22 protein-coding genes and 1 tRNA gene are annotated in these 19,668 nt (G+C 71.1%); 14 read left to right on the top strand and 9 right to left on the bottom strand.

All coding sequences use genetic code 11. The features are described 5' to 3' along the window. Positions 1 to 23: 23 nt before the first annotated feature. On the bottom strand, positions 24 to 491 hold the full coding sequence (locus ACIBQX_RS04365; protein ID WP_397000474.1) for an adenylyltransferase/cytidyltransferase family protein: 468 nt from the start codon (positions 489 to 491) through the stop codon (positions 24 to 26). 158 nt (positions 492 to 649) lie between these two features. Between ACIBQX_RS04365 and ACIBQX_RS04370 the strand changes: the two genes are divergently transcribed. Continuing rightward, positions 650 to 1,126, top strand: coding sequence for an ATP-binding protein (locus tag ACIBQX_RS04370; protein WP_397000476.1), 477 nt, complete (start codon positions 650 to 652; stop codon positions 1,124 to 1,126). Here the strand turns inward: ACIBQX_RS04370 and ACIBQX_RS04375 are convergent. Then, entirely contained in the window at positions 1,123 to 2,094 is a 972-nt protein-coding gene (locus ACIBQX_RS04375) for a response regulator transcription factor (RefSeq protein ID WP_397000478.1), read from the bottom strand. The two genes, ACIBQX_RS04370 and ACIBQX_RS04375, sit on opposite strands and share 4 nt — an antisense overlap. A gap of 212 nt (positions 2,095 to 2,306) precedes the next feature. On the opposite strand from ACIBQX_RS04375, the gene thrS reads away from it, so the two are divergent. From thrS to ACIBQX_RS04395, 4 genes are all read left to right on the top strand, one after another. Continuing rightward, positions 2,307 to 3,482: a threonine--tRNA ligase gene (gene thrS / locus ACIBQX_RS04380; protein ID WP_397000480.1), complete on the top strand. Its 1,176-nt coding sequence runs from the start codon at positions 2,307 to 2,309 to the stop codon at positions 3,480 to 3,482. 92 nt (positions 3,483 to 3,574) lie between these two features. Then, the gene (locus tag ACIBQX_RS04385; protein ID WP_397000482.1) at positions 3,575 to 5,713 is read left to right on the top strand and encodes a TRAP transporter permease; all 2,139 of its coding nucleotides are present in this window, start codon (positions 3,575 to 3,577) and stop codon (positions 5,711 to 5,713) included. Beyond that, positions 5,710 to 6,651 (top strand): TAXI family TRAP transporter solute-binding subunit, encoded by a 942-nt coding sequence (locus ACIBQX_RS04390; protein WP_397000484.1) that lies wholly within the window; start codon positions 5,710 to 5,712, stop codon positions 6,649 to 6,651. Before ACIBQX_RS04385 ends, ACIBQX_RS04390 begins: the two co-directional genes overlap by 4 nt. A gap of 35 nt (positions 6,652 to 6,686) precedes the next feature. Continuing rightward, positions 6,687 to 7,226 carry a DUF1850 domain-containing protein gene (locus ACIBQX_RS04395; protein WP_397000486.1) on the top strand — a complete coding sequence of 180 codons (540 nt, stop codon included), beginning with the start codon at positions 6,687 to 6,689 and terminating at the stop codon, positions 7,224 to 7,226. Here ACIBQX_RS04395 and ACIBQX_RS04400 read toward each other — a convergent pair. Next, positions 7,121 to 8,086 (bottom strand): magnesium transporter CorA family protein, encoded by a 966-nt coding sequence (locus tag ACIBQX_RS04400; RefSeq protein WP_397000488.1) that lies wholly within the window; start codon positions 8,084 to 8,086, stop codon positions 7,121 to 7,123. The genes ACIBQX_RS04395 and ACIBQX_RS04400 overlap by 106 nt on opposite strands. Beyond that, a complete protein-coding gene (locus ACIBQX_RS04405) occupies positions 8,087 to 8,800 on the bottom strand; it encodes a DUF72 domain-containing protein (protein ID WP_397000490.1) in 714 nt (237 codons plus the stop codon). A 72-nt stretch (positions 8,801 to 8,872) separates the two neighbouring features. Between ACIBQX_RS04405 and ACIBQX_RS04410 the strand changes: the two genes are divergently transcribed. Then, on the top strand, positions 8,873 to 10,273 hold the full coding sequence (locus ACIBQX_RS04410; protein ID WP_397000492.1) for a YibE/F family protein: 1,401 nt from the start codon (positions 8,873 to 8,875) through the stop codon (positions 10,271 to 10,273). On the opposite strand, the gene ACIBQX_RS04415 is transcribed toward ACIBQX_RS04410, so the two are convergent. Both ACIBQX_RS04415 and ACIBQX_RS04420 read right to left on the bottom strand, forming a co-directional pair. After that, a complete protein-coding gene (locus ACIBQX_RS04415) occupies positions 10,219 to 11,079 on the bottom strand; it encodes an NAD(+)/NADH kinase (protein WP_397000494.1) in 861 nt (286 codons plus the stop codon). The genes ACIBQX_RS04410 and ACIBQX_RS04415 overlap by 55 nt on opposite strands. 186 nt (positions 11,080 to 11,265) lie before the next feature. Further along, positions 11,266 to 11,339, bottom strand: a tRNA-Pro gene (locus ACIBQX_RS04420). A gap of 136 nt (positions 11,340 to 11,475) precedes the next feature. On the opposite strand from ACIBQX_RS04420, the gene ACIBQX_RS04425 reads away from it, so the two are divergent. From ACIBQX_RS04425 to ACIBQX_RS04440, 4 genes are all read left to right on the top strand, one after another. Further along, the gene (locus ACIBQX_RS04425) at positions 11,476 to 11,922 is read left to right on the top strand and encodes a hypothetical protein (protein WP_397000496.1); all 447 of its coding nucleotides are present in this window, start codon (positions 11,476 to 11,478) and stop codon (positions 11,920 to 11,922) included. A gap of 68 nt (positions 11,923 to 11,990) precedes the next feature. Then, positions 11,991 to 12,536 carry a hypothetical protein gene (locus ACIBQX_RS04430; protein ID WP_397000498.1) on the top strand — a complete coding sequence of 182 codons (546 nt, stop codon included), beginning with the start codon at positions 11,991 to 11,993 and terminating at the stop codon, positions 12,534 to 12,536. 5 nt (positions 12,537 to 12,541) lie between these two features. Further along, on the top strand, positions 12,542 to 13,150 hold the full coding sequence (locus ACIBQX_RS04435; RefSeq protein ID WP_397000500.1) for a hypothetical protein: 609 nt from the start codon (positions 12,542 to 12,544) through the stop codon (positions 13,148 to 13,150). 6 nt (positions 13,151 to 13,156) lie between these two features. Next, a complete protein-coding gene (locus ACIBQX_RS04440) occupies positions 13,157 to 13,351 on the top strand; it encodes a hypothetical protein (RefSeq protein ID WP_397000502.1) in 195 nt (64 codons plus the stop codon). 87 nt (positions 13,352 to 13,438) lie between these two features. On the opposite strand, the gene ACIBQX_RS04445 is transcribed toward ACIBQX_RS04440, so the two are convergent. Together ACIBQX_RS04445 and ACIBQX_RS04450 are read right to left on the bottom strand one after the other, a co-directional pair. Next, complete coding sequence (locus tag ACIBQX_RS04445) at positions 13,439 to 13,852, bottom strand: ATP-binding protein (RefSeq protein ID WP_397000504.1); 414 nt, start codon at positions 13,850 to 13,852, stop codon at positions 13,439 to 13,441. An 18-nt stretch (positions 13,853 to 13,870) separates the two neighbouring features. Beyond that, positions 13,871 to 14,644 carry a SigB/SigF/SigG family RNA polymerase sigma factor gene (locus ACIBQX_RS04450; RefSeq protein WP_397000506.1) on the bottom strand — a complete coding sequence of 258 codons (774 nt, stop codon included), beginning with the start codon at positions 14,642 to 14,644 and terminating at the stop codon, positions 13,871 to 13,873. Positions 14,645 to 14,857: 213 nt separating this feature from the next. Here ACIBQX_RS04450 and ACIBQX_RS04455 point away from each other — a divergent pair, with 213 nt between their 5' ends. Then, positions 14,858 to 15,214: an STAS domain-containing protein gene (locus ACIBQX_RS04455; RefSeq protein WP_397001530.1), complete on the top strand. Its 357-nt coding sequence runs from the start codon at positions 14,858 to 14,860 to the stop codon at positions 15,212 to 15,214. Here the strand turns inward: ACIBQX_RS04455 and ACIBQX_RS04460 are convergent. Beyond that, positions 15,211 to 15,927: an ANTAR domain-containing response regulator gene (locus tag ACIBQX_RS04460; RefSeq protein WP_397001532.1), complete on the bottom strand. Its 717-nt coding sequence runs from the start codon at positions 15,925 to 15,927 to the stop codon at positions 15,211 to 15,213. The two genes, ACIBQX_RS04455 and ACIBQX_RS04460, sit on opposite strands and share 4 nt — an antisense overlap. A gap of 59 nt (positions 15,928 to 15,986) precedes the next feature. Between ACIBQX_RS04460 and ACIBQX_RS04465 the strand changes: the two genes are divergently transcribed. The 3 genes from ACIBQX_RS04465 (at position 15,987) to ACIBQX_RS04475 (ending at position 19,667) form a co-directional block, all read left to right on the top strand. Continuing rightward, complete coding sequence (locus ACIBQX_RS04465) at positions 15,987 to 17,819, top strand: SpoIIE family protein phosphatase (protein WP_397000508.1); 1,833 nt, start codon at positions 15,987 to 15,989, stop codon at positions 17,817 to 17,819. A gap of 105 nt (positions 17,820 to 17,924) precedes the next feature. Continuing rightward, the gene (locus tag ACIBQX_RS04470) at positions 17,925 to 19,028 is read left to right on the top strand and encodes a glycosyltransferase (RefSeq protein ID WP_397000510.1); all 1,104 of its coding nucleotides are present in this window, start codon (positions 17,925 to 17,927) and stop codon (positions 19,026 to 19,028) included. Between the two features lie 45 nt (positions 19,029 to 19,073). Beyond that, complete coding sequence (locus tag ACIBQX_RS04475) at positions 19,074 to 19,667, top strand: FMN-binding negative transcriptional regulator (RefSeq protein ID WP_397000512.1); 594 nt, start codon at positions 19,074 to 19,076, stop codon at positions 19,665 to 19,667. Position 19,668 lies beyond the last annotated feature (1 nt).

The following is a 19,668-nucleotide window of genomic DNA, read 5'->3' on the forward strand; positions in this document are numbered from 1 at the left end:
TCACCTCGGACTGCGGGCTGCCTTCAGCCTTTGCCGGCGGCGTTGACGATGCGGGTGGTCGAGCGGTCGGGGATCGCCTCCAGTTCCCAGCACTCGGCGTCCAGGAGCGTCGCGGCGGCGTGGCGGGCGGCCGCGTGGGGGTCTCCCACCGTGTGCGCGAGCGCGCCGGGCCGCATCGGGGCCAGCAGGTCGATGTAGTCCTCGGGTCCGTGCGCGTCCGGCGGTCCTGTGACGATGAACACCCCCGTCACGAACCGCAGCGCCGCCATCACCTCGGCCCGCTCCGGCGCCGGGTTGAAGGGCCGCGACGGCCCCTTCCAGGCCCGCACCCTCGGATCGTCCTCGATCCCGACGACCAGCGGCCGGCCGCGCGCGGCGACGGAGCTCAGATAGCGCACGTGTCCCACGTGCAGAATGTCGAAGACGCCGGTCACGACCGCTGCCCCCGGGTGGTCGTATCGCTGCACCCAGACGGCCTCCAGGCTGCTCACGCAGGCACTCCTCCTAGTCGACTCGTCGATCGCAGCGTACTCGGTCCACCCGCACGGTCGTACGGGCGACCTTGAGAAAGGGCATTCCTACCTTTTCGCGATAGTCCCTGGCACCGGTCTGGCGCGTCTCATGACGTCGCCGTCATCAGGGGGTCGCCGTGACACCGTCCTCGCCAGAGACCATCGACCCGGGCTCCCACCGGCTCGAACTCCGCTTCCCGGGAATCCCGTCCCAGGTGGCGAGGGCGAGGAGTCTGGTGACCGCCGTGCTCGGGCGCGACCATCCGCTGCACGACGACTGCGTGCTGCTCACCAGCGAGCTGGCCACGAACGCGATCCTGCACTCCCGGTCGGGGGCCGGGGGCGAGTTCACGGTCACCGTGCTGGCGGCGCGGGACGTGGTGCGGGTGTGCGTGGAGGACGCGGGCTCCGAGGAGCCGCCGTGCGCCTGCCGTGCCAACGCGCAGTCGACCGGCGGGCGGGGGCTGCCGCTGCTGGAGGAGCTCAGCCACCGCTGGGGTTTCACCCGGGGCGGGGGCAGGACGGCGGTCTGGTTCGAGTTGCCGCTGGTGACGGTCCCGGCGGGGTGGGCCGTCCAGCCGGGGTGGGCCGTCCAGCCGGGGTGGGCCGTCTAGACGTCCAGCCGGCACAGGCCCTCGGCGAGCGCCTTGGTGGTGAGCCGGGTGCGGCTGTCGCAGCCGAGCTTGGCGAAGATGTGCTCCAGGTGGGTCGTCACGGTGCGCACGCTGAGCACCAGGGCGGCGGCGATCTGCGGGTTGGAGTCGCCGGCCGCGACCCGGGTGAGCACGTCCACCTCCCGGCCGGTCAGGTCGTACGGCAGCGAGCACGGCCGCTCGGCGACCACCGCGCCCTGCAGCGCGCCCTGGAAGCCGACACCGGCCCGCAGGAGCCGCGTCTCGTGCCACTGGCCGCGCGGGTCGAGCCAGAGGCCGTGCCGGTTGAGCTCGCGTGAGTCGATGAACGCGCGGGCGTAGCCGGCCATCGCGGGGTCGTCCCACAGCGCCGCCGAGGTGTCCAGGCCGGGCACGTCGCGGCGGGTGCCCACCCGGTCGAAGGCGACCGCGCGGAACCCGGCGGGCAGCCCGACCGGGTCGATCACGCAGGTGGCCAGGTCGGTGACGTGCGCCAGCATCGGGCTCGCGGCGGCGACCAGCGCGGGCGTGACGTCCGCGAAGGCACCCCTGGTGGCCAGGTGCAGCAGGCCGGTGTAGCGGCCCTCGGCCAGGAACAGCGGCGCGGTCAGCCCGGCCCGCCAGCCGTAGGGCGCCAGGTGGCGGCGGAAGTAGCGCTCGGTGCCCGGCTCGGGCATCGTCACCGGCTCCCGCGTGGCCATGGCGGTGCGGTAGGCGTCGAGGCCCGCGTACTCCTCCGCCGCGTCGCCGTCGATGCGCGCGTGCCCGTCGGAGGAGACGCTGTGGTGGCGGCCGGTGGCGGGGTCGAAGGCGACGAACTCGTAGGCGTCGAGCGGCACGACCCGGCGCAGCGCCGTCATCGCGCCGTGCGCCCCGCCGCCGCCGGCGACCTGGTAGCCGACCTCGGCGAACGCCCGCAGCTGGCGGAGGTTCAGGGTGATCTCGGCCACCGGTTCTTTATATCATTTTGACCTTTTGTTGGTGATTTTGTGCGGTGGCGAAATCCGGCAGCCGGAGCGGGACCTCCGGTGCTAGCGTCGCAGGCATGCAGCGCGCTTACGTCACGACGACGCCGGACCCTGTCCCGGCGCGCTGATTCCTGCTCCCCGGGCGAACGCCCGGGGACATCGGCCGTTCGCCCCTTCCACCCAGAGGGATGATCATGAACGACCACCGCAGGCTCGGCCGTGAGCTCGGCCTGTTCGGCACCGACCCGCTGATCGGCTCCGGCCTGCCCTACTGGCCGCCCGCGGGCGCGGCCGTCCGCAAGGCCGTCGAGGACTACGTGCACGAGCTCGAACGCCGGCACGGCTATCAGCACGTCAACTCCCCCGTGCTCGGCAAGCGGGAGCTGTACGAGAAGTCGGGGCACTGGGCGCACTACGCCGAGGACATGTTCCCGCCGATGATGGTGGGCGGGGAGGAGTTCGTGCTGCGGCCGAGCCTGTGCCCGCACCACGCGCTGATCTACCGCTCCCGGCAGCGCAGCCACCGCGACCTGCCCCTGCGCATCGCCGAGATCGGCGGCATGTACCGCTCCGAGCTGTCGGGCGTGCTCGGCGGGCTGACCAGGGTGCGGGCCATCCAGCTCAACGACGGGCACACCTTCTGCGCGCCCGAGCAGGCCGCCGCCGAGGTGTCGGCCGCACTCGACCTGATCGAGGCCGCGCACGCCCAGCTCGGCATCCGGGCCGTCCGCTACCGGCTGTCGCTGCGGGGCGAGGGCGCCAAGTTCGTGGACGACCCCGGCATGTGGCAGCGCTCGGAGGCCGTCCTGACCGAGGTCCTGAAACAGCGCGGGCGCGACTTCGACGCCGAGCCCGGCGAGGGCGCCTTCTACGGCCCGAAGATCGACATCCAGATCGCCGACTCCGCAGGGCGCGAGTCGACCTTGTCGACCGTTCAGGTGGACTACTACCAGCCCGGCCGTTTCGACCTCGGCTACGTCGGCGGCGGCCGGCCCGTCATGGTGCACCGCAGCGTGGTCGGCGGCCTGGAGCGGCTCATGGCCCACCTGATCGAGGTGCACGCCGGCGCGTTCCCCGCCTGGCTGGCGCCCGTGCAGGCGGTCGTGCTGCCGCTGTCCGACGCCGAGCTGCCCGCCGCCGAGGATCTCGTACGGCGAAGCGTCGCGGCGGGGCTCAGGACCGAGTTGGCTCCGGCCGGCAGAGGGACCCTCGGCGCCCGGATCAGAGCCCACCGGCTGGTGCCGTACCAGCTCGTGGTGGGGCCGCGTGAGGTGGCGAGCGGACAGGCGTCGGTGCGGTCGCGCGACGGCGGCCAGGAGGGGCCGGTGCCGCTCGCCGAATTGGCCGATCGGTCCAGGCCACGATTTTAAGGCGGGCAAATAATCAAATAAAGGTAACAGAGGCTTCCCACGGACAGTAAAGGGCTCTTAAATTGCCCCAACGCCCTGTCGGGAGGAACCACTTGACCGAGCTCAGTGACCGGGAGGCGGAGCTGGTCTCCGCCCACGAGCAGGAACGGCCCGCCCGCCGGCTACCCGACCGCCTCCGGCTCGGCGCCTGGATCGTGGGCGGATCGCTGTCGGCGTACTCGATCGCGGTGGTGTTCTACCCGGTCGAGGCGCTGCAGCACCGGATGACCTTCCTGGCGGTGGCGCTGCCGCTGGTCTTCCTCAGCTACCGCTCCGGCCTGGGGCCGGCGATCCGGCGCCTGCGCGAACGCCGCGCCGGCCCGCCGGACGCGGCGGCGACCGCCCTTCGCGACGCGGACGCGACAGTGGAGACCGTGCCGGCAGCCCGCGATACGCGGGCGACCGTGCCCGTGGCGGTGAGCGAGGAGCCGTCGGCGACCGTGCCCAGGGTGGCCGGTGGGGAGCCGCCGGCCACCGCGCCCGTGGCGGCGGGCGGGGCTCGGTCGCGGGTCGAGTGGCCGACCGTCGGTGACTGGCTGCTGGCGGCGGCCTCCCTGGCGGTGCTGGTCTATCCGCTGCTCGGCATCGACGCCTTCCGCGACCGGGGCTCGGGCGCGGCGCTGAGCGAGCTGGACGTGGTGGCGGGGGTGGTGCTGACGGCGCTGCTGCTGGAGGCCGTACGACGAACCGTCGGATGGGCACTCACCCTCATCTGCGCTTTTTTCCTGGCGTATGCCTATTTGGGTGCATATTTGCCGATTGACTGGACTATTGGTCACCGAGGATTCGACCTTGACCAGATCGTGTCGCAGCTGTATACGGGCACCGAGGGCTTTTTCGGCGTCCCCTTGCAGGTGGCGGCCAGCTACATCATCCTTTTCACCATCTACGGCGCCGTCCTCGACTTCTCCGGCGCCAGCAAGTTCTTCATCGACCTGAGCTTCGCCGCCTTCCGCAAGTCCCGTGCCGCCCCCGGCCGCACCGTCACCACGGCGGGCTTCCTGCTCGGCACCGTCTCGGGGTCGGGCGTGGCGACCACGGTCAGCCTGGGCAGCGTCGCCTGGCCGGTGCTCAGGCGGGCCGGCTACCCGAAGGAGCCGGCCGGCGGCATCCTGGCGGCGGGCGGCATCGGCGCGATCCTGTCACCGCCCACGCTGGGCGCGGCGGCGTTCATCATCGCCGAGTACCTCCGGGTCAGCTATCTGGAGGTGCTGGTCTACGCGACGATCCCGACGATCCTGTACTACCTGGGCATCTTCCTGGCCATCGAGATCGACTCGCGCCGCTTCAACACCCACGCCGTGGCGGTGGACGCGCCGCGGGCCGGGAAGCTGCTGCTGCGCTTCGGCTACCACTTCAGTTCGCTCATCCTGATCATCGTGCTGATGGCTCTGGACCGGTCGGCGTTCCAGTCCGTGGTGATCGCCACCGCCGTCGCGTTCGCGCTGTCCTTCCTGGACCCGGCGCACCGGATGACCCCCGGACGGATCGGCCAGGCACTGGCCAAGGGCACGCTGGAGGTGCTGCCGGTGACCGCGGTCTGCGCGGCGGCGGGCATCATCGTCGGCGTCATCACCCAGACCGGGCTCGGGCTCAACCTCAGCTCGATCATCGTGGACGTCGCGGCGGGCAACCTCATCCTCACCACGGTCATGTCCGCCGTGGCGGTCCTGCTGCTCGGCCTGGCGGTGCCGGTGACGGCGAGCTTCATCATCGCGGCGGTGATCATCGCCCCGGCGCTCACCACGCTCGGTGTGAGCCCGGCGGAGGCGTACATGTTCGTGTTCTACTACGCGGTCCTGTCGGAGGTGAGCCCGCCGACCGCGCTGTCGGCGGTCGCGGCCTCCGCGATCACGGGCGGCAACACGTACAAGACCATGATGATGACCTGGCGTTACACGCTGCCGGCCTTCTTGGTGCCGTTCGCGTTCGTGCTCACCCCGAACGGACAGGCGCTGCTGGGTCAGGGGCCGATCACCGTCGTGCTGCTGATGGCGGCGGTCTCGGCGGTGGCGGTGGCGGCGCTCGCCATGGCGACCGGCGGGCTCAGCGGCCCGGTGGAGCGGCTGCTGGCCACGGTCGCCGCGGTGCTGCTGCTCTTCCTCGAACCCGTCCCGATCGCCGCGGGCATCGTCGTGCTGGCGGCCGCGGCGGCCGTACACCTCATCAGAAGAAGGAGAGTCCCAGCGTGAAGCGGATACTGGCGCTACTCGGCGTGGCCGTCCTGATCGCGGGCTGCGGCGGCGGCGCGGGCGGGTCGGGCAACCGGCTGTCGATCGCCACCGGCGGCACCACCGGCGTCTACTACGTCTACGGCGGCGGGCTGGCCAGGCAGCTGTCCGCCAACATCGCCAACACCCAGGCCACCGCCTCGGTCACCTCCGCGTCGATCGAGAACATCAAGCTGCTGGCCACCGGCAAGGCCGACATCGGCTTCTCGCAGTCCGACACGGCGGCCGACGCCGTCAACGGCACCGGCTCCTTCACCGAGAAGCAGCCGGTCAAGGCGCTGGCCCGCATCTACGACAACTACGCGCACGTGGTGGTCGCGCCGGGGATCGCCGCCGAGAAGGTGGCCGACCTGAAGGGCCGGACGGTCTCGCTCGGCCCGCCGAACTCCGGCACGCAGGTGGTGGCCAGGCGCATGCTGGAGGCCGCCGGGCTCAACCCGGACAGCGACATCAGCAAGCAGCAGCTGTCGATCAACGAGTCGGTGCAGGCGGTGAAGGACGGCACGATCGACGCGTTCTTCTGGGTGGGCGGCCTGCCCACGGCCGGGGTGGTGGACCTGGCGACGACCAGGTCCGACATGAAGATGCTCGACACCGCCGACGTGCTCGCGAAGATGCAGGCCGAGCACGGCGAGCAGTACGTCGGCCTGGACATCGACATGAGCGTCTACAAACTGGACGGCACGATCAAGACCGTCGGGATCGCCAACGTGCTGCTGGTGCCGGACAAGATGAACGAGCAGCTCGCCTTCGACATCACCCGGACCCTGTTCGAGAAGAAGGCCGAGCTCGTGGCCGTGCACCCGGAGGCGAACAAACTCGACCCGGCCCTCGCCCAGCAGGTGCAGCCGGTGGCGCTGCACCCGGGCGCGGCCAGGTACTTCAAGGAAAAAGGCTGAAACAACGGGGAGCAGGCCTGATCAGGTTCCTGCTGGTGCTGGCGGCGGTGCTGGCGGCGGGCTCCGGGAGCGGGGCCGGCCGCCTGGCCGTGAACGGCCTCGTCCTCCCCCGCTCAGGAGTGTTCGCGATCGGCTATGTGCATAGCGTCTACCACTCCCCCTCCGCCGAGATCTTCACCGTCGAGGACGGCCGCTTCACCATGCGGGCCGTCGTCTCGGACAGCGGCGGCGTGCTCGACTACTACGCGGTCGACGGCGAGCGGAGCCGGACGCCGGGCGGGCGGTGGCTGCTGCGCCTGGCCGTGCCCGCGACGTACGACGAGTTGCCGCTGCTCGCGACCCCCATCGGCCGCAGGACGCTGCTGGCGGGCGGGCGCTGCCTGCCGCTGTATCCGGCGTCGGGGGCGCGGCGGGTGCGGGTGGCGGTGGAGCTGACGTCGCACGACCGGGGCGGTCCGTGCCCGCCGCCCTACAGCCAGTCCTTCTTCTTGAACGCCGCGTACAGCGCCACCGAGGCGACGGCCACCAGCAGCAGCGACATCCAGAAGCCCCATGGCTCGCCCTCGCCGGGATAGGGCACGTTCTGGCCGTAGAAACCGGTGATGGCGGTCGGCACCGCGATGATCGCCGCCCAGCCCGTCAGCCGTTTCATGATCTCGTTCAGCCGGAAGCCCTGCTGGGCCAGGCGCGTCTCACGCATGTTGGCGAGCAGGTCGCGCAGTGACTCGACCCATTCGGTGGTGCGCAGCACGTGATCGTAGACGTCCTCGAAGTAGGGGTCCATCTTGGGCTCGGCGACCAGCTCCTGGTCGCGGCGGAGCGTGCCCATGATCTCCCGCATCGGCATCGTGATCTTGCGGAAGGTGACCGTCGCCTTGCGCAGGCCGTACATCCTGCGCTGCAGCTCGCGGCTGTCGGCGGGGCCCTCGTCGAACAGCGCGTCCTCCAGCGCCTCGGCCTGCGTGTCGAGCCCCTGGGCCACGGTGAGGTGGCCGTCGGCCACGTAGTCCAGCAGGCCGTGCAGGAGGAAGGCGACGCCGTAGCCCGCCAGGTGGGGGGCGGAGTCCCAGCGCCGGAGCACCTCGTGGATGTCGAAGTGGTCGCTCTGCCGCACCGTGACCAGGGCGTTGGCGGTCACGAAGACGTCGACCTCGTCGAGGTCGACGTCCTCGCCGTCGAGGCGCGCCGCATAAACGGTGATGAACAGGTGATTGTCGTAAATATCGATTTTTGGGCGTTGATGGTCGTTGTGCACGTCCTCCACCGCCAGCTCGTGCAGCCCGAGCTCCTCGCCGACCACGGCGAGCTCGGCCGCCGTCGGGGAGCACAGGTCGAACCAGACGACGTTCTGCCGGTCGGCCACGTAGTCGGAGACCTCCGCGACGGGGAAGCCCTCCTTCTCCAGACGGCCGTTTCGATACAGGCGTGTACGCACTCAGATGAGTTTGGCAAAGCGGTCGGCGTTCCGCACGGCCGCCGCGTTGGGATCGTTGTTGAAGTACACGTACGCGTCCCGCCAGCCGGCCTCGCGCACCCGTCTGGCCCACGTCTTCAGCGACGTGTCGCCGTACGACGGCCTGGGGGTGGCGCGGCCCTCGTGCAGCCGCACGTACCCCCAGGGCGCGGTGTCCCAGAACGGGTTCTGCGGCCTGCCGAGCCGGTCCGCCCAGCACAGCGCCGCCCCGCGCGCCTCCAGGACCTTGCGCGTCTCCTCCGTCCACCAGGACGGGTGCCGGAACTCCACCGCCACCCGCACCCGGCCGGGAAAGCAGCCCAGGCACCGGTCCAGCCTGCCCGGATCGGCCTTCAGCGTCGGCGGGAGCTGCAGCAGGATCGGGCCGAGCTTGTCCCCCAGCCCCGCCACGGCCGTCATCAGCCGCTCGACCGGCTCCTCCGGGTCGGCCAGCCGCTTGATGTGGGTGAGGAACCTGCTCGCCTTCACGGCCATCACGAAGCCGTGCGGGGTCCGCTCGCGCCAGGAGGCGAACGTCTCCGGGGACGGCAGCCGGTAGAAGGCGTTGTTGCTCTCGACCGTGCCGAACCGCTCGCCGTAGGTCTCCAGCCAGAGCCGTTGCGGGACGTCCTGCGGGTAGAGCACGCCACGCCAGTCCCGGTACTGCCATCCGGAGGTGCCCACCAGCGTCGTCATGCGAGCTGTCTACCCAGCAGGTCGAGGTGCAGTACTGTCTCATCCCGAAGTCCACGGGGAGGGCGATTCGGGATGGGCGCCAATCACGCGCACGGCACCGCCGTACCCGCGTCACGGCGGGCGGTGGTCGCCACGCTGGCAGTGTTGCTGCCGCTCGCGATCGCCACGCTGGTGGCGCTGGTCTGGCTCTGGCCCGACAGCAGGACGGAGACGGTCCAGGAGACCGGCTTCCAGCGCCTCAGCGGCACGATCAGCACCGTGACCCTGGAGCCCTGCGGCGAGACCCAGCCGGGAGCGCCCAAGCCGCACCCGGCCACCTGCGGCAAGGCCACGGTGCAGGTCGAGGGCGGCAAGCGGGTGACGCTCTCGCTGCCCAGCGGTCCCGGCTCGCAGCGCTTCACCCCGGGCGACGACGTGATCCTGCTGCACCATCCGGGAGCCGAGCCCGGCACGCCCGCCTACCAGCTGTCCGACCATGACCGGTCGACCCCGCTGTGGCTGTTCGGCGCGGCCTTCGCGCTGGCCGTGATCGCGTTCGGCCGCTGGCGCGGCGTCACCGCGCTGGCCGGGCTCGCGATCACGTTCGTGCTGCTGCTGACCTTCGTGATCCCCGGCATCCTGCAAGGCCGGCCGCCGATGCTGGTGGCCATCGTGGGCGCGGCGGCGATCATGCTGACCGTCCTCTACCTCACCCACGGCTTCACGCTGGCGACGTCGATGGCCCTGCTCGGCACGCTGGCCAGCCTGGTCATCACCGGAGCCCTGTCCTACGCCGCGATCGGTCTGGCCCGGCTCAACGGCATCACCGACGACAGCTCCTTCACCCTGGACATGAGCCTGTCGATCGACACCCAGGGGCTGCTGCTGGCCAGCATCATCATCGGCGCGCTCGGCGTGCTCGACGATGTGACGGTCACCCAGTCGGTCACCGTCGCCGAGCTGGCCGCCGCCAACCCCTCCTACGGGTTCCGCCGCCTCTACCGGGCGGGCAGCCGGGTCGGCCGGGCGCACATCGCCTCGGTGATCAACACCATCATCCTGGCCTACGCGGGCGCCTCGCTGCCCCTGCTGCTGCTCTTCAGCATCGGCGAGCAGCCGCTCGGCGAGGTGCTGACGACGCCGGTCCTGGCCCAGGAGATCGCCCGGAGCGTCGTCGGCACGCTCGGCCTCATCGCCGCCGTGCCGATCACCACCGCGCTGGCCGCCCTCGTCACGGCCCGCCGCGACCCGCCGGACACCCGCGCGCACCCCGGCCCGCACGACCACACCGACCCGGACGACCGTCCGGACCGCCCGGACCGCCCGGACCCGCACGACCTGTGGACCCCCCGGGACCGCGCCGACCCGTACGGCCGGCCGGGCCCGCAGGAGCACGCCGAGCCGCCGTCCCGGTCGGCCCGGCATCGCCGCTCGCCCGCTCAGCCCACCTCGGCGCTGCCGTCCACCCGCAGCTTGCGCCGCGCGCGTTCGTAGAAGGTGGTGCCGAGACGCACCACCTTGGCCGCGCCCGGCATGGCGGTCACCGTGATCCGGTCGCCCGGCCGCAGATGGCCGACCACCATCCCGTCCAGCTCGACCGCCAGCCGCCCGCTGGACGGCAGCAGCTCCAGCTCCACCTCCTCGTCGGCGGGCAGGACCAGCGCCCGGTTGAAGGAGGAGTGGGCCGCCGCCGGCACCACGAGCACCGCCTCCACCCGGGGCGACACGACCGGCCCGCCGGCCGAGAAGCTGTAGGCGGTCGAGCCGGTGGAGGTGGCCACGATCACCGCGTCGGCGGCGTAGTTCACGAACGGATGACCGGCCGGCGTGATGGTCACCGCGGCCAGGCCGTCCCCCGGGATGCGGACCAGCGCGATGTCGTTGAACGCGGTCAGCTCCGCCGTGTCCGACAGTCTGGTGCGCACCGCCATCCGGGGCTCGATGGTGTAGCGGTTGCCGTCGATGGCCGACAGGGTGGCGGGCAGCTCCTCGACGTCGATCTCGGCCAGGAAGCCGAGCCGCCCCATGTTGACCCCGAGCACCGGCGTGTCCCGCCCGGCGATCAGCCGCATCGTGCGCAGCATGGTGCCGTCACCGCCGAGGCCCACCAGCAGGTCGGCCCGCTCCACCAGCGAGTCGGCGTCCACCGACACCGCGCTGCAGTCGATCCGGCCCACCTCCTCCGGCAGCCCCAGCACGGTGACGCCGCGCTCGGCGGCCCACCTCAGGATCGTGTCGATCGCCTTCTTGGAGTCGCGCCTGGGATGCAGCACCAGGCCGACCGTCCCCACCATGCCCATGGGAACACCCTATGGGCCCTGCTCGGAGCCGGTCGCCCGCACCACCACGCGTCGCCGTACGGGCCGGAAGAACGTACGGGGCGGAAGCCGTACGGGCCGGAAAGTCGATTGCGGTGGGAAGCCGATCGGGGCGGAAACAAGAAAGGGCTCGATCAACGGTGTCCGTCGATCGAGCCTCTCCATGCGTCGGGGTAACCGGATTCGAACCGATGACCTCCTGACCCCCAGTCAGGCGCCCTACCAAGCTGGGCCATACCCCGGAAACTGCTGCTCAGAGCCGTGGTGAATGTGGTGGATTCCCTCGGTTGCGCAGGAGAAAGACTATCACGGTTGCGGGCCACGCGATCCGTGCTCGACGCCCCTGGACGACGGGCGGGCACCGTAGTCTCAGGAGTCATGGGAAGCGGAGGTGGCCGGGTGGGGCGCAGGCCGACGATCGATCGGGACGAGCTGGCCAGGCTCGTCGCCGAAGGGCTGAGCGTGCAGGAGCTGGCCGCGCGCTTCGGGGTGAGCGAGTCCGGCGTGCTGCAGGCCAAACGGTCGGCCGGGCTGGCCAAGCCGATGCTCGACCACAGCCGCGCCGTACCGTGGAAGCTGGCGCGCGCGCACGCCCAGTCCGGGCCCGCCACCAACCTGCGCAACCTGTCGGCGGCGGCGCAGGGCAAGCCGCCCGCGGCCGAGCGGCTCAACACCGCGCTGCGGTGGGCGGAGCGGCTCGTCGGCGCCGGGCTCGACGTGAGCTACGACCCGGCGGCCGGGTTCACCGAGGTCCCCGCAGGCGCATCCGGCTCGCACGTCGCATCCGTGCTGGCAGCGGCCAGAGAAGCCCTGCAAAAGGGCTGAAACGGGCGTTTCGCGAGCCCGTTCCCGGGCAGACGCCGGTCTCAACACAGAGACCGGAGGCGAACATCATGACCACCTTCATCTGGGTGGCCGTCGTCGTTCTCGCGGTGGTCGCGGTAGCCGCGGTGGGCTATGTCGTGGTTCAGCAGCAGCGCCGCGGGCACCTGCGCGAACGCTTCGGCCCCGAGTACGAGCGCATGATGGCCGAGCACGACAACAAGCGGGAAGTGGAGCAGGAGCTGCTCGCCCGCGAGCAGCGCCACGCCGAGCTCGACATCCGGCCGCTGCCCGAGGAGTCGCGTGAGACCTACGCCAACCGCTGGACCGAGGTGCAGGAGCGCTTCGTCGACTCCCCCGGCTTCGCGGTGACGGAGGCCGACCAGCTGGTCGCCGCCGTCATGGCCGAGCGGGGCTACCCGACCGAGGACTTCGAGCAGCGGTTGTCCGACCTGTCGGTGGGTCACGCGACGACGCTGGACCACTATCGCAAGGCTCACGAGATCAGCGGGCGCGCGGCCAGGAAGGCGGCCTCCACCGAGGAGCTGCGCCAGGCCATGGTGCACTACCGCGAGCTGTTCGAGGAGCTGCTCCACGAGACCTCCCGAGGACGGTGACAGACATGCACGGCGACGAGCTCAAAGTGCCGTCGCAACGGGCGGAAGCCGCCCATGACGGCACACAGGACGACCACGAAGACCCCACCTACCGTGCCCCCTACGCCGACACGGACGGCGACATGCTGGTCGCGGCCGACGCCGACACCAGGGCCGCCCCCAGGCCCGGGAGCACTACCGACCCCACGACCGGAGCCGGTGCCGACCCCGGCAGCAGGATCACCCCCGAGACCGGGACCAGTGCCGACACGGACTCCGAGACCGTGGTCGTCACCGAGACCGGCCAGGGCGGCGCGACAGACGAGACCCCCGCGCACGCGGCCCCCAAGGAGATCGTCCTGTTCGACCAGGACCCCACCGAGGCGCAGGCCCGCTGGCGCGACCTGCAGGCCTCGTTCGTCGACGACCCCGGCCAGGCCGTTCACCGGGCCGACGAGCTGGTGGAAGAGGTCGTCGAGGCCCTCACCGGCTCGCTGACCGCACGTACGGGAGAGCTGCGCGAGCGCTGGAAGAGCGCCGACGGCGGCGACACCGAGCAGCTCCGCCTGGCGCTGCGCGACTACCGGGGCGTGCTCGAACGCCTGCTGGCCCTTTCCGAACCGAGAACGAGGTGACCTGACATGCTCGCCATCGTCGCAGCGATCATCTTCGGCCTGGGCTTCCTGCTCGACCTGCTGGACACCCAGATCGCCGGAGGCATCTCCGGGACGACCTTCATCCTGCTCGGCCTGACCCTGCTGGCGCTCCACCAGGCCGGCATCGGCACGGCCAGTTTCAAGACCAGTGGCGGATGGCGAGGACGCGCCCGCCGCTGACCATCACCTGACCGTCGTACGACCTCACTGACGCGGCGCACCCGGATGACCGGGTGCGCCGCACGCGTCGTTGTCGAGCCGTCACTGTCAGGCCCTGGCCGGGAACCGCATGATCACCGTGCTGCCACGGCCGCCGATGCGCAGCGTCAGGTCGGCGGAGAGCAGCCGGGCCACCCACAGCCCCATGCCGCCCACCGCCCCGGGCGTCGGCCCCGCCTTCCAGTCGCCCTCGTCGTGCACCTCGACGACGAGGTCGCCGCTGTCGGGCCAGGTGCGCACCTGGGCGTCGCCGGCGCCGTGGGTGACGGCGTTCGTGGCCACCTCGTTGACGGCGATCACGAAGTCGTTGACGGACTCTTCGGACATGCCGACGTCACGGGCCCCGGACTCGGCGAACTCCCGGACCCGAGGCAGGTCCGGGAGCCGGAAACGGAGTCGTCGTACGGGCGCACCGGGCGGCGGGCCCGTGGAGCCCACCCGAGGATCCGCGTCCTCTCTCATCACCCGGCAACCGCCTTCTCAACCGACCAGAAGCTCTGCGCGCAGCTGGTCGAGAACCTTACGGAGAATCCTGGACACGTGCATTTGCGAGATGCCGAACTCCGCCGCGATCTCGGCCTGCGTCATGTTGCCGAAGAACCGCAGCAGCAGAATGTGCTTCTCCCTCGACGGCAGCGCGTCGATCAGCGGCTTGACCGCCTCCCGGTCGACCATGGTGCTGAGGGTGTCGTCGTCCTCCGGGATGACGTCGCCGAGTGAGGCGGCGTCGTCCTCGGTGCCCAGCGGCGCGTCGAGGGAGAGCGTGCTGTACGCCGCGGAGGCGTCGAGGGTGAGCAGGACGTCCTCCTCGGAGATGTTCATCTTGGCCGCCAGTTCGGCGATGGTCGGTGAGCGGCCGAGGTCCTGGCTGAGGTCGGCGACGAGCCGGTTCAGCTCGGAGCGGCGTTCCTGGTAGAGGCGGGGCACCCGGATGGCCCAGGTGCGGTCGCGGAAGTGACGTTTGACCTCTCCGGTCATGGTGACGACCGCGTATCCCCTGAAGGCGTGGCCGAGGGTCGGGTCGAAGCCGTTGATGGCCTTCATCAGGCCGACGTAGGCGGCCTGGAGGAGATCTTCCAGGGGCTCGCCGCGGTAGCGGTAGCGCCTGGCGATCTCCATGGCGAGCGGCCGGTGCATCTCGACGATGCGTTCGCGCACCCGTTCCCGCTGGCTGTGAGGGGCGTCTTCCCTGACCATCTCGGCCAGAAGCTCTTCTGCGGTCATCTCTTCGAGGACGAGTGTCTGCGCAGCCATGGCTGCTCCTCATCTGGGTTTCGGGCGCCCCCCACATGAGAAAAAGCCCATGCAGAGGCACGCCTCGCTCTACTTCGAGACGGAAGCCCTCTGCTGGACTTCTCCTCCAGTATCCCCCATCTCCCCGGAAATATCCCCTCTTGACTTGCTGGGGGAGCTCAATGCCTGAAGGCCAAGGCTTTCTGCGGACTTCGGTAATGTTGCCCCGTGACAATGCCCGAGAACGGCGACGGGTCCGTGGCGGCCCTGACCCTGACATCGTCGACAGTGGCCGAGGTCTCTGTGATCAAGGTCGACGGTGTCCTTGACGCCACGACGCGCGAACAGTTCGCCGACTATCTCTCGCTGGCCGACCCGGATCTGATCCTGGACCTCGGTGGGGTGACGTTCATGGACTCGCGCGCCCTGGGGCTGATCGTCCACCACTGGCAGACGAGCCTGACCTCGGGGACCAAGTTCGCCCTGATCGGTGTGGAGTATTCGAAGTCCAAGGTGATGTGGATCACCGGACTGGCCCAGAGGCTGCCGATCTACGACACGCTCGACGACGCCCTGGCCGCCATCGGCTAACGACGATTCTTGCGCTGGTGCTCCTCGACCAGGAGGCGCGCCAGGTCGGCGACCTTCACCTGATGATGCTGGGAGATCCGGCGCAGCTCCTCGAAGGCGGCCTCGGCCGTGCATCCGCTGGTCTGCATGATGATGCCCTTGGCCTGGTCGATCAGTGCCCGGCCGGCCAGGGCCTCCTGCATCTGGGCGGCGTCGGTGCGCACCTCTTCGAAGTCCCACATGTTGGCCATGGCCACCCCGACCTGCTCGGTCAGCATGCCGGCGAGCGATTGGGCGCCTTGCGGGGAGAAGGCGCCGCGCCGTACCGAGTACAGGCCCACGATCAGCAGGACGGGGGCCACCTCGATGGGGACCGCGAGGACCGAGCGCACGCCCCAGCGGGTGGCCAGGGCGGCGTAGCGCGGCCAGCGGCTGTCGGCGAGCACGTCGGCGACGGCGACCCGGCCGCCGGTCTTCCTGGCCTCGACGGACGGCCCTTCGCCCAGCTCGCGCTCGCCTTCGACGAGCATGATCAGCTCGCTGTGCGAGCCGGACACCAGGACGCGGTGGTCGCGCCAGTGCTCCGCCGAGCCGCCCGAGCAGCCGGGCACGCCGGCCGCCAGCGCCGTGGTCAGGCCGCGCAGCACACTCTCGGTCGAGGTGTCCTCGCCGAGCCGGCCGAGCGTGGCCAGGTTACGGGCAAGCCCGGGAGTGATCATCGCGGTGGATTCCATAACATTCAAGCCCCTACCCCTTATGGCTACCATTATCCCGTGTGGCGTAGCGTCAGAGGATGACCATGCCGGACCTCGATCACGCCCTCGACGCACTCGAGGGGCGTGTCGCGTCGTTGCGTGAGGCGAGGGCCGCCTATCCCGCGGACCTCGGCCCCACCCTGGACGCCGCGCTCGCGGAGCTGGACACCGCGGCCGAGCTGCTGGCCGAGGCCCGCGAGCAGCTGAGCAAGGCGCCCCGGCGGCCCGCCGGGAAGAAGGACGGGTCGCAGCGGGAGCTGAAGCTGCTGCGCCAGGTGTTCCGGGCCTTTCCGGTGCCGGTCATCGTGCTCGACGGCGGCGGCATGGTCCGGCGGATCAACCCCGAGACCTCACGGATGCTCGGCAGTCCCGACGGCTATCTCGTGGGCCGGTCGTTCCCGCTGCTGGTGGACGTGTCGCGCAGGGCGGCGTTCCGGTCCCACCTGACGTCGGTCCTGCAGATCGGGCAGCCGGCGGCGTTCGAGACGCGGCTGTCGCACCAGGGCAGGACGCACACGGTGCAGCTGGCGATCTCGCGGCTGACGATGCCCGGTGAGCCGCAGCAGATGGTGGCCGTGGTGGCGTTGCCGACGCAGGTGCAGCTGCCCGAGCCTGGCTCCCGGCGGCCCGAGCTGTCCGACGGCGCGCTGCTGATGGCCGCGGCCAGACGGCAGGACCTGCTGGCCAGGATGGGCAGGCTGCTGCTGGACGAGGAGGCGCTGCGCCAGCCGGTGGCGCTGCCCAGGGCGACCCGGCTGCTGGCCGCCGAATGGGCCGACTGGGTGATCGCGGACATGGTCCGTGACGGGCTGCCCCGGCGCTCGATCGTGGCCGGGCCGAAGAACCTCCCGGTGGCCGAGCTGGTCCGGCAGGTGGAGGCGACCGCCCCGGCCGGCGCGCAGGTGGTGACGCAAGTGCTGGAGCGCCGCTCGGGCGTGGTGCACGAGATGGTCGACGACGAGACGTTGCTCGGGTTCTGCGCCGAGGGGCCGCTGCTGACCGTGATGGGCGCCGGATCGCTGCTGTGCGTGCCGATCGGCGACGGCGACGGCGCGCTGACGCTGGTGCGCGCGCACGACCGGCCGCCGTTCACGCTGGCGGACCTGAGCGTCATGCAGGACGTCGGGATGCAGCTCGGCCTGGCGGCCAGGGCGCAGAGCAGCTTCCAGAGCCGCTCGCGGGCGGCCGACGCCCTGTCGGCCAGCGTCGCCCCGCGCAGCCTGCCGGACGTGCCCGGGTACGAGGCCGCCGCCGTCTACCGTCCCGGCTCGTCGGTCGGGGCCGAGTTCTACGATGTGTTCCCGGTCGGGGGCGGCTGGGGTTTCGCGCTGGGCGGCGCGGCCGGCAAGGGCGAGGAGGCGGCGTCGGTCAGCGCGATGGTCAGGGGCGGGCTGCGGGTGCTCAGCGTCTGGGAGTCCGACCCGGACCCGGTGGTGCGCAAGGTCAACGAGGCGCTGGTCGAGCAGGGCACCGGCCTGTTCGTGATGGCGGTGGCCGGGTTCGTGAAGGGCCGCCGGATCCGCATGTCCTCGGCCGGTCACCATCCGGCGGCGCTGGTGCAGCCCGACGGCTACGTGCGCTTCACCGCGGGCGGCGGGGTGCCGCTGGGCATCGCGCCGGAGGCGGAGACGAGCACGGAGGAGATCACGCTGGCCGTCGGCGAGACGCTGGTGCTCTATTCGGAGGGCCTCATCTCCTCCAGGAACGAGCTGGGCGAGCCGTACGGCGAGGAGCGGCTGGCGGACGTCCTGGGCAGGTGCGCCGGTCAGGGGCCGTCCACCGTGGTCAAGGCGATCGAGGAGGACCGCAGCGCCTTCTCAGGCGGGCAGGTCTGGGACGAGATCGTGGTGCTGGCCCTGCGCGGTGTCTGATTCGGCAGGGTTTGCGGATCAGCGGAAAGTGGGTATCGTCTTGCCGTAGAACGACGTGCCTAAGACGCAGGCACACCTTGAAGGCTTTCAACGCTGAGGTGTGCCATGAATATCGCGATCGTCGCTTCCGGTTCCGGCAACAGGCGCCACCAGATCCTTTCGGTGGCCCGTGAGCTCGGGCGTGAGCACCACGTCACCATCTACTCCCGCCGTGAGAGCGCCGACGGCAAACCCAGGACGAGGGTGGCCCCGGGTGTCACGGTGGAGCACATCGGCGTGGGGCCGGCCCGCAGCCTGAGCCCGTCCGATGTCGTGCCGTTCCTGAACGACGTCGGCGACCATCTGATGAAGCGGTGGCAGCAGGACCGCCCCGACGTGATCCACGCACACTCGTGGACCTGCGGCCTGGCCGCGGTCACCGGCGCGAAGGGCCTGGACGTGCCGGTCACCCATACTTTTCACACCGTCGACGCGGCGCATCTGAAGCTGGAGCGGGCACTCGGCCGCAGGGCCAGGGTGGTCATCGCGGGCTCGGGCGACGAGGAGTCGGCGCTGATCAGGATCGGCGTCCCGCGCAACCACATCGCGATCGTGCCCTACGGCGTGGACACCGAGCGTTTTCACCGCCAGGGCCTGACGGCCGTGCGCGGCACCCGTAAGCGGCTGTTGCACGTCGGCCCGCTCTCCCCCGACCGGGGCGCGCACACCGTGGTCCGCGCGCTGCCGGGCCTGACGGACGTGGAGCTGGTGATCGCGGGCGGCCCCGACCCCGAGCAGCTCGAGGACGACAGGGACGCGCGGCGTCTGCGCGCCCTGGCCGAGCAGCTCGGCGTCTCCGACCGGGTGACGATGCTGGGCCAGGTCAAGCGCGCCTCGGTGCCCAAGCTGATGCGCAGCGCCGACGCCGTGGTGTCGGTGCCGCGGGAGACCACGAGCGGCATCGTGGCGCTGGAGGCGATGGCCTGCGGCGTGCCGGTGATCGCCTCGGCCGTGGGCGCCCACCTCGACTCCGTCATCGACGGCGTCACCGGCCTGCTGGTGCCGCCGGACCGGCCCGCCAGGACCGCGCGGCTGGCCCGTGAGCTGCTCACCGACCCGACGCTGCGCACCGCGCTCGGGTACGCGGGGGCCGACCGGGCCCGCTCGCGCTACTCCTGGGAGCGCGTCAGCCAGGAACTGCTCCGCGTGTACGAATCGGCCTGCGCGTAGGAAACCCGTACGACAGCCTCGAAGAGCGTCTTGTATGGTCACCGCATGCTGATCCACCCGTGGGACGCGGGCACCCACGACCAGGCGCTCGCGTACGTCAAGGACCACCAGTTCGGGCACCTGATCGCGGCCGGCCGAGGCCGTGACGTGCCCGTCGTGGTGCCCACCCAGTTCCTGCTCGTGGACGATCGGACGGTCTGGCTGCATCTGGCCAGGCCCAACCCCATCTGGTCCGCCGTCGAGGAGAACCCCGCGGTTCTGCTGTCGGTGGCGGGCCCGTGGGCGTACATCGCCGGCCGGTGGCGGGCCGAGCCCGGCACCGACCCCTCGCTCGGCGTCCCCACGACCTACTACTCCTCGGTCCAGCTCACCTGCCACGCCGAGATCGTCGCCGATCCCGAGGGCAAGCTGGAGATCCTGCGCGCCCAGCTCCGCGACCTGGAGCCCGGCCACGGCGACCCGGCCGCCCTGCCGAGGCTGCTGGCCGGGCTGCAGGGCCTGCGGCTGGCCGTGACGGAGGTCCGGGGCAAGTTCAAGTACGACGCGCACAAGGACGCCGAGGTGCGTGAGCAGGTCGCCCGGGGGCTCGCCGAGCGCGGCGGCCCCGGCGACGAGGCGGCCCTGCGCCACCTCGCCTGAA

Origin of the sequence: Nonomuraea sp. NPDC049714, assembly GCF_044465295.1 — a bacterium.
Lineage (GTDB): Bacteria > Actinomycetota > Actinomycetes > Streptosporangiales > Streptosporangiaceae > Nonomuraea.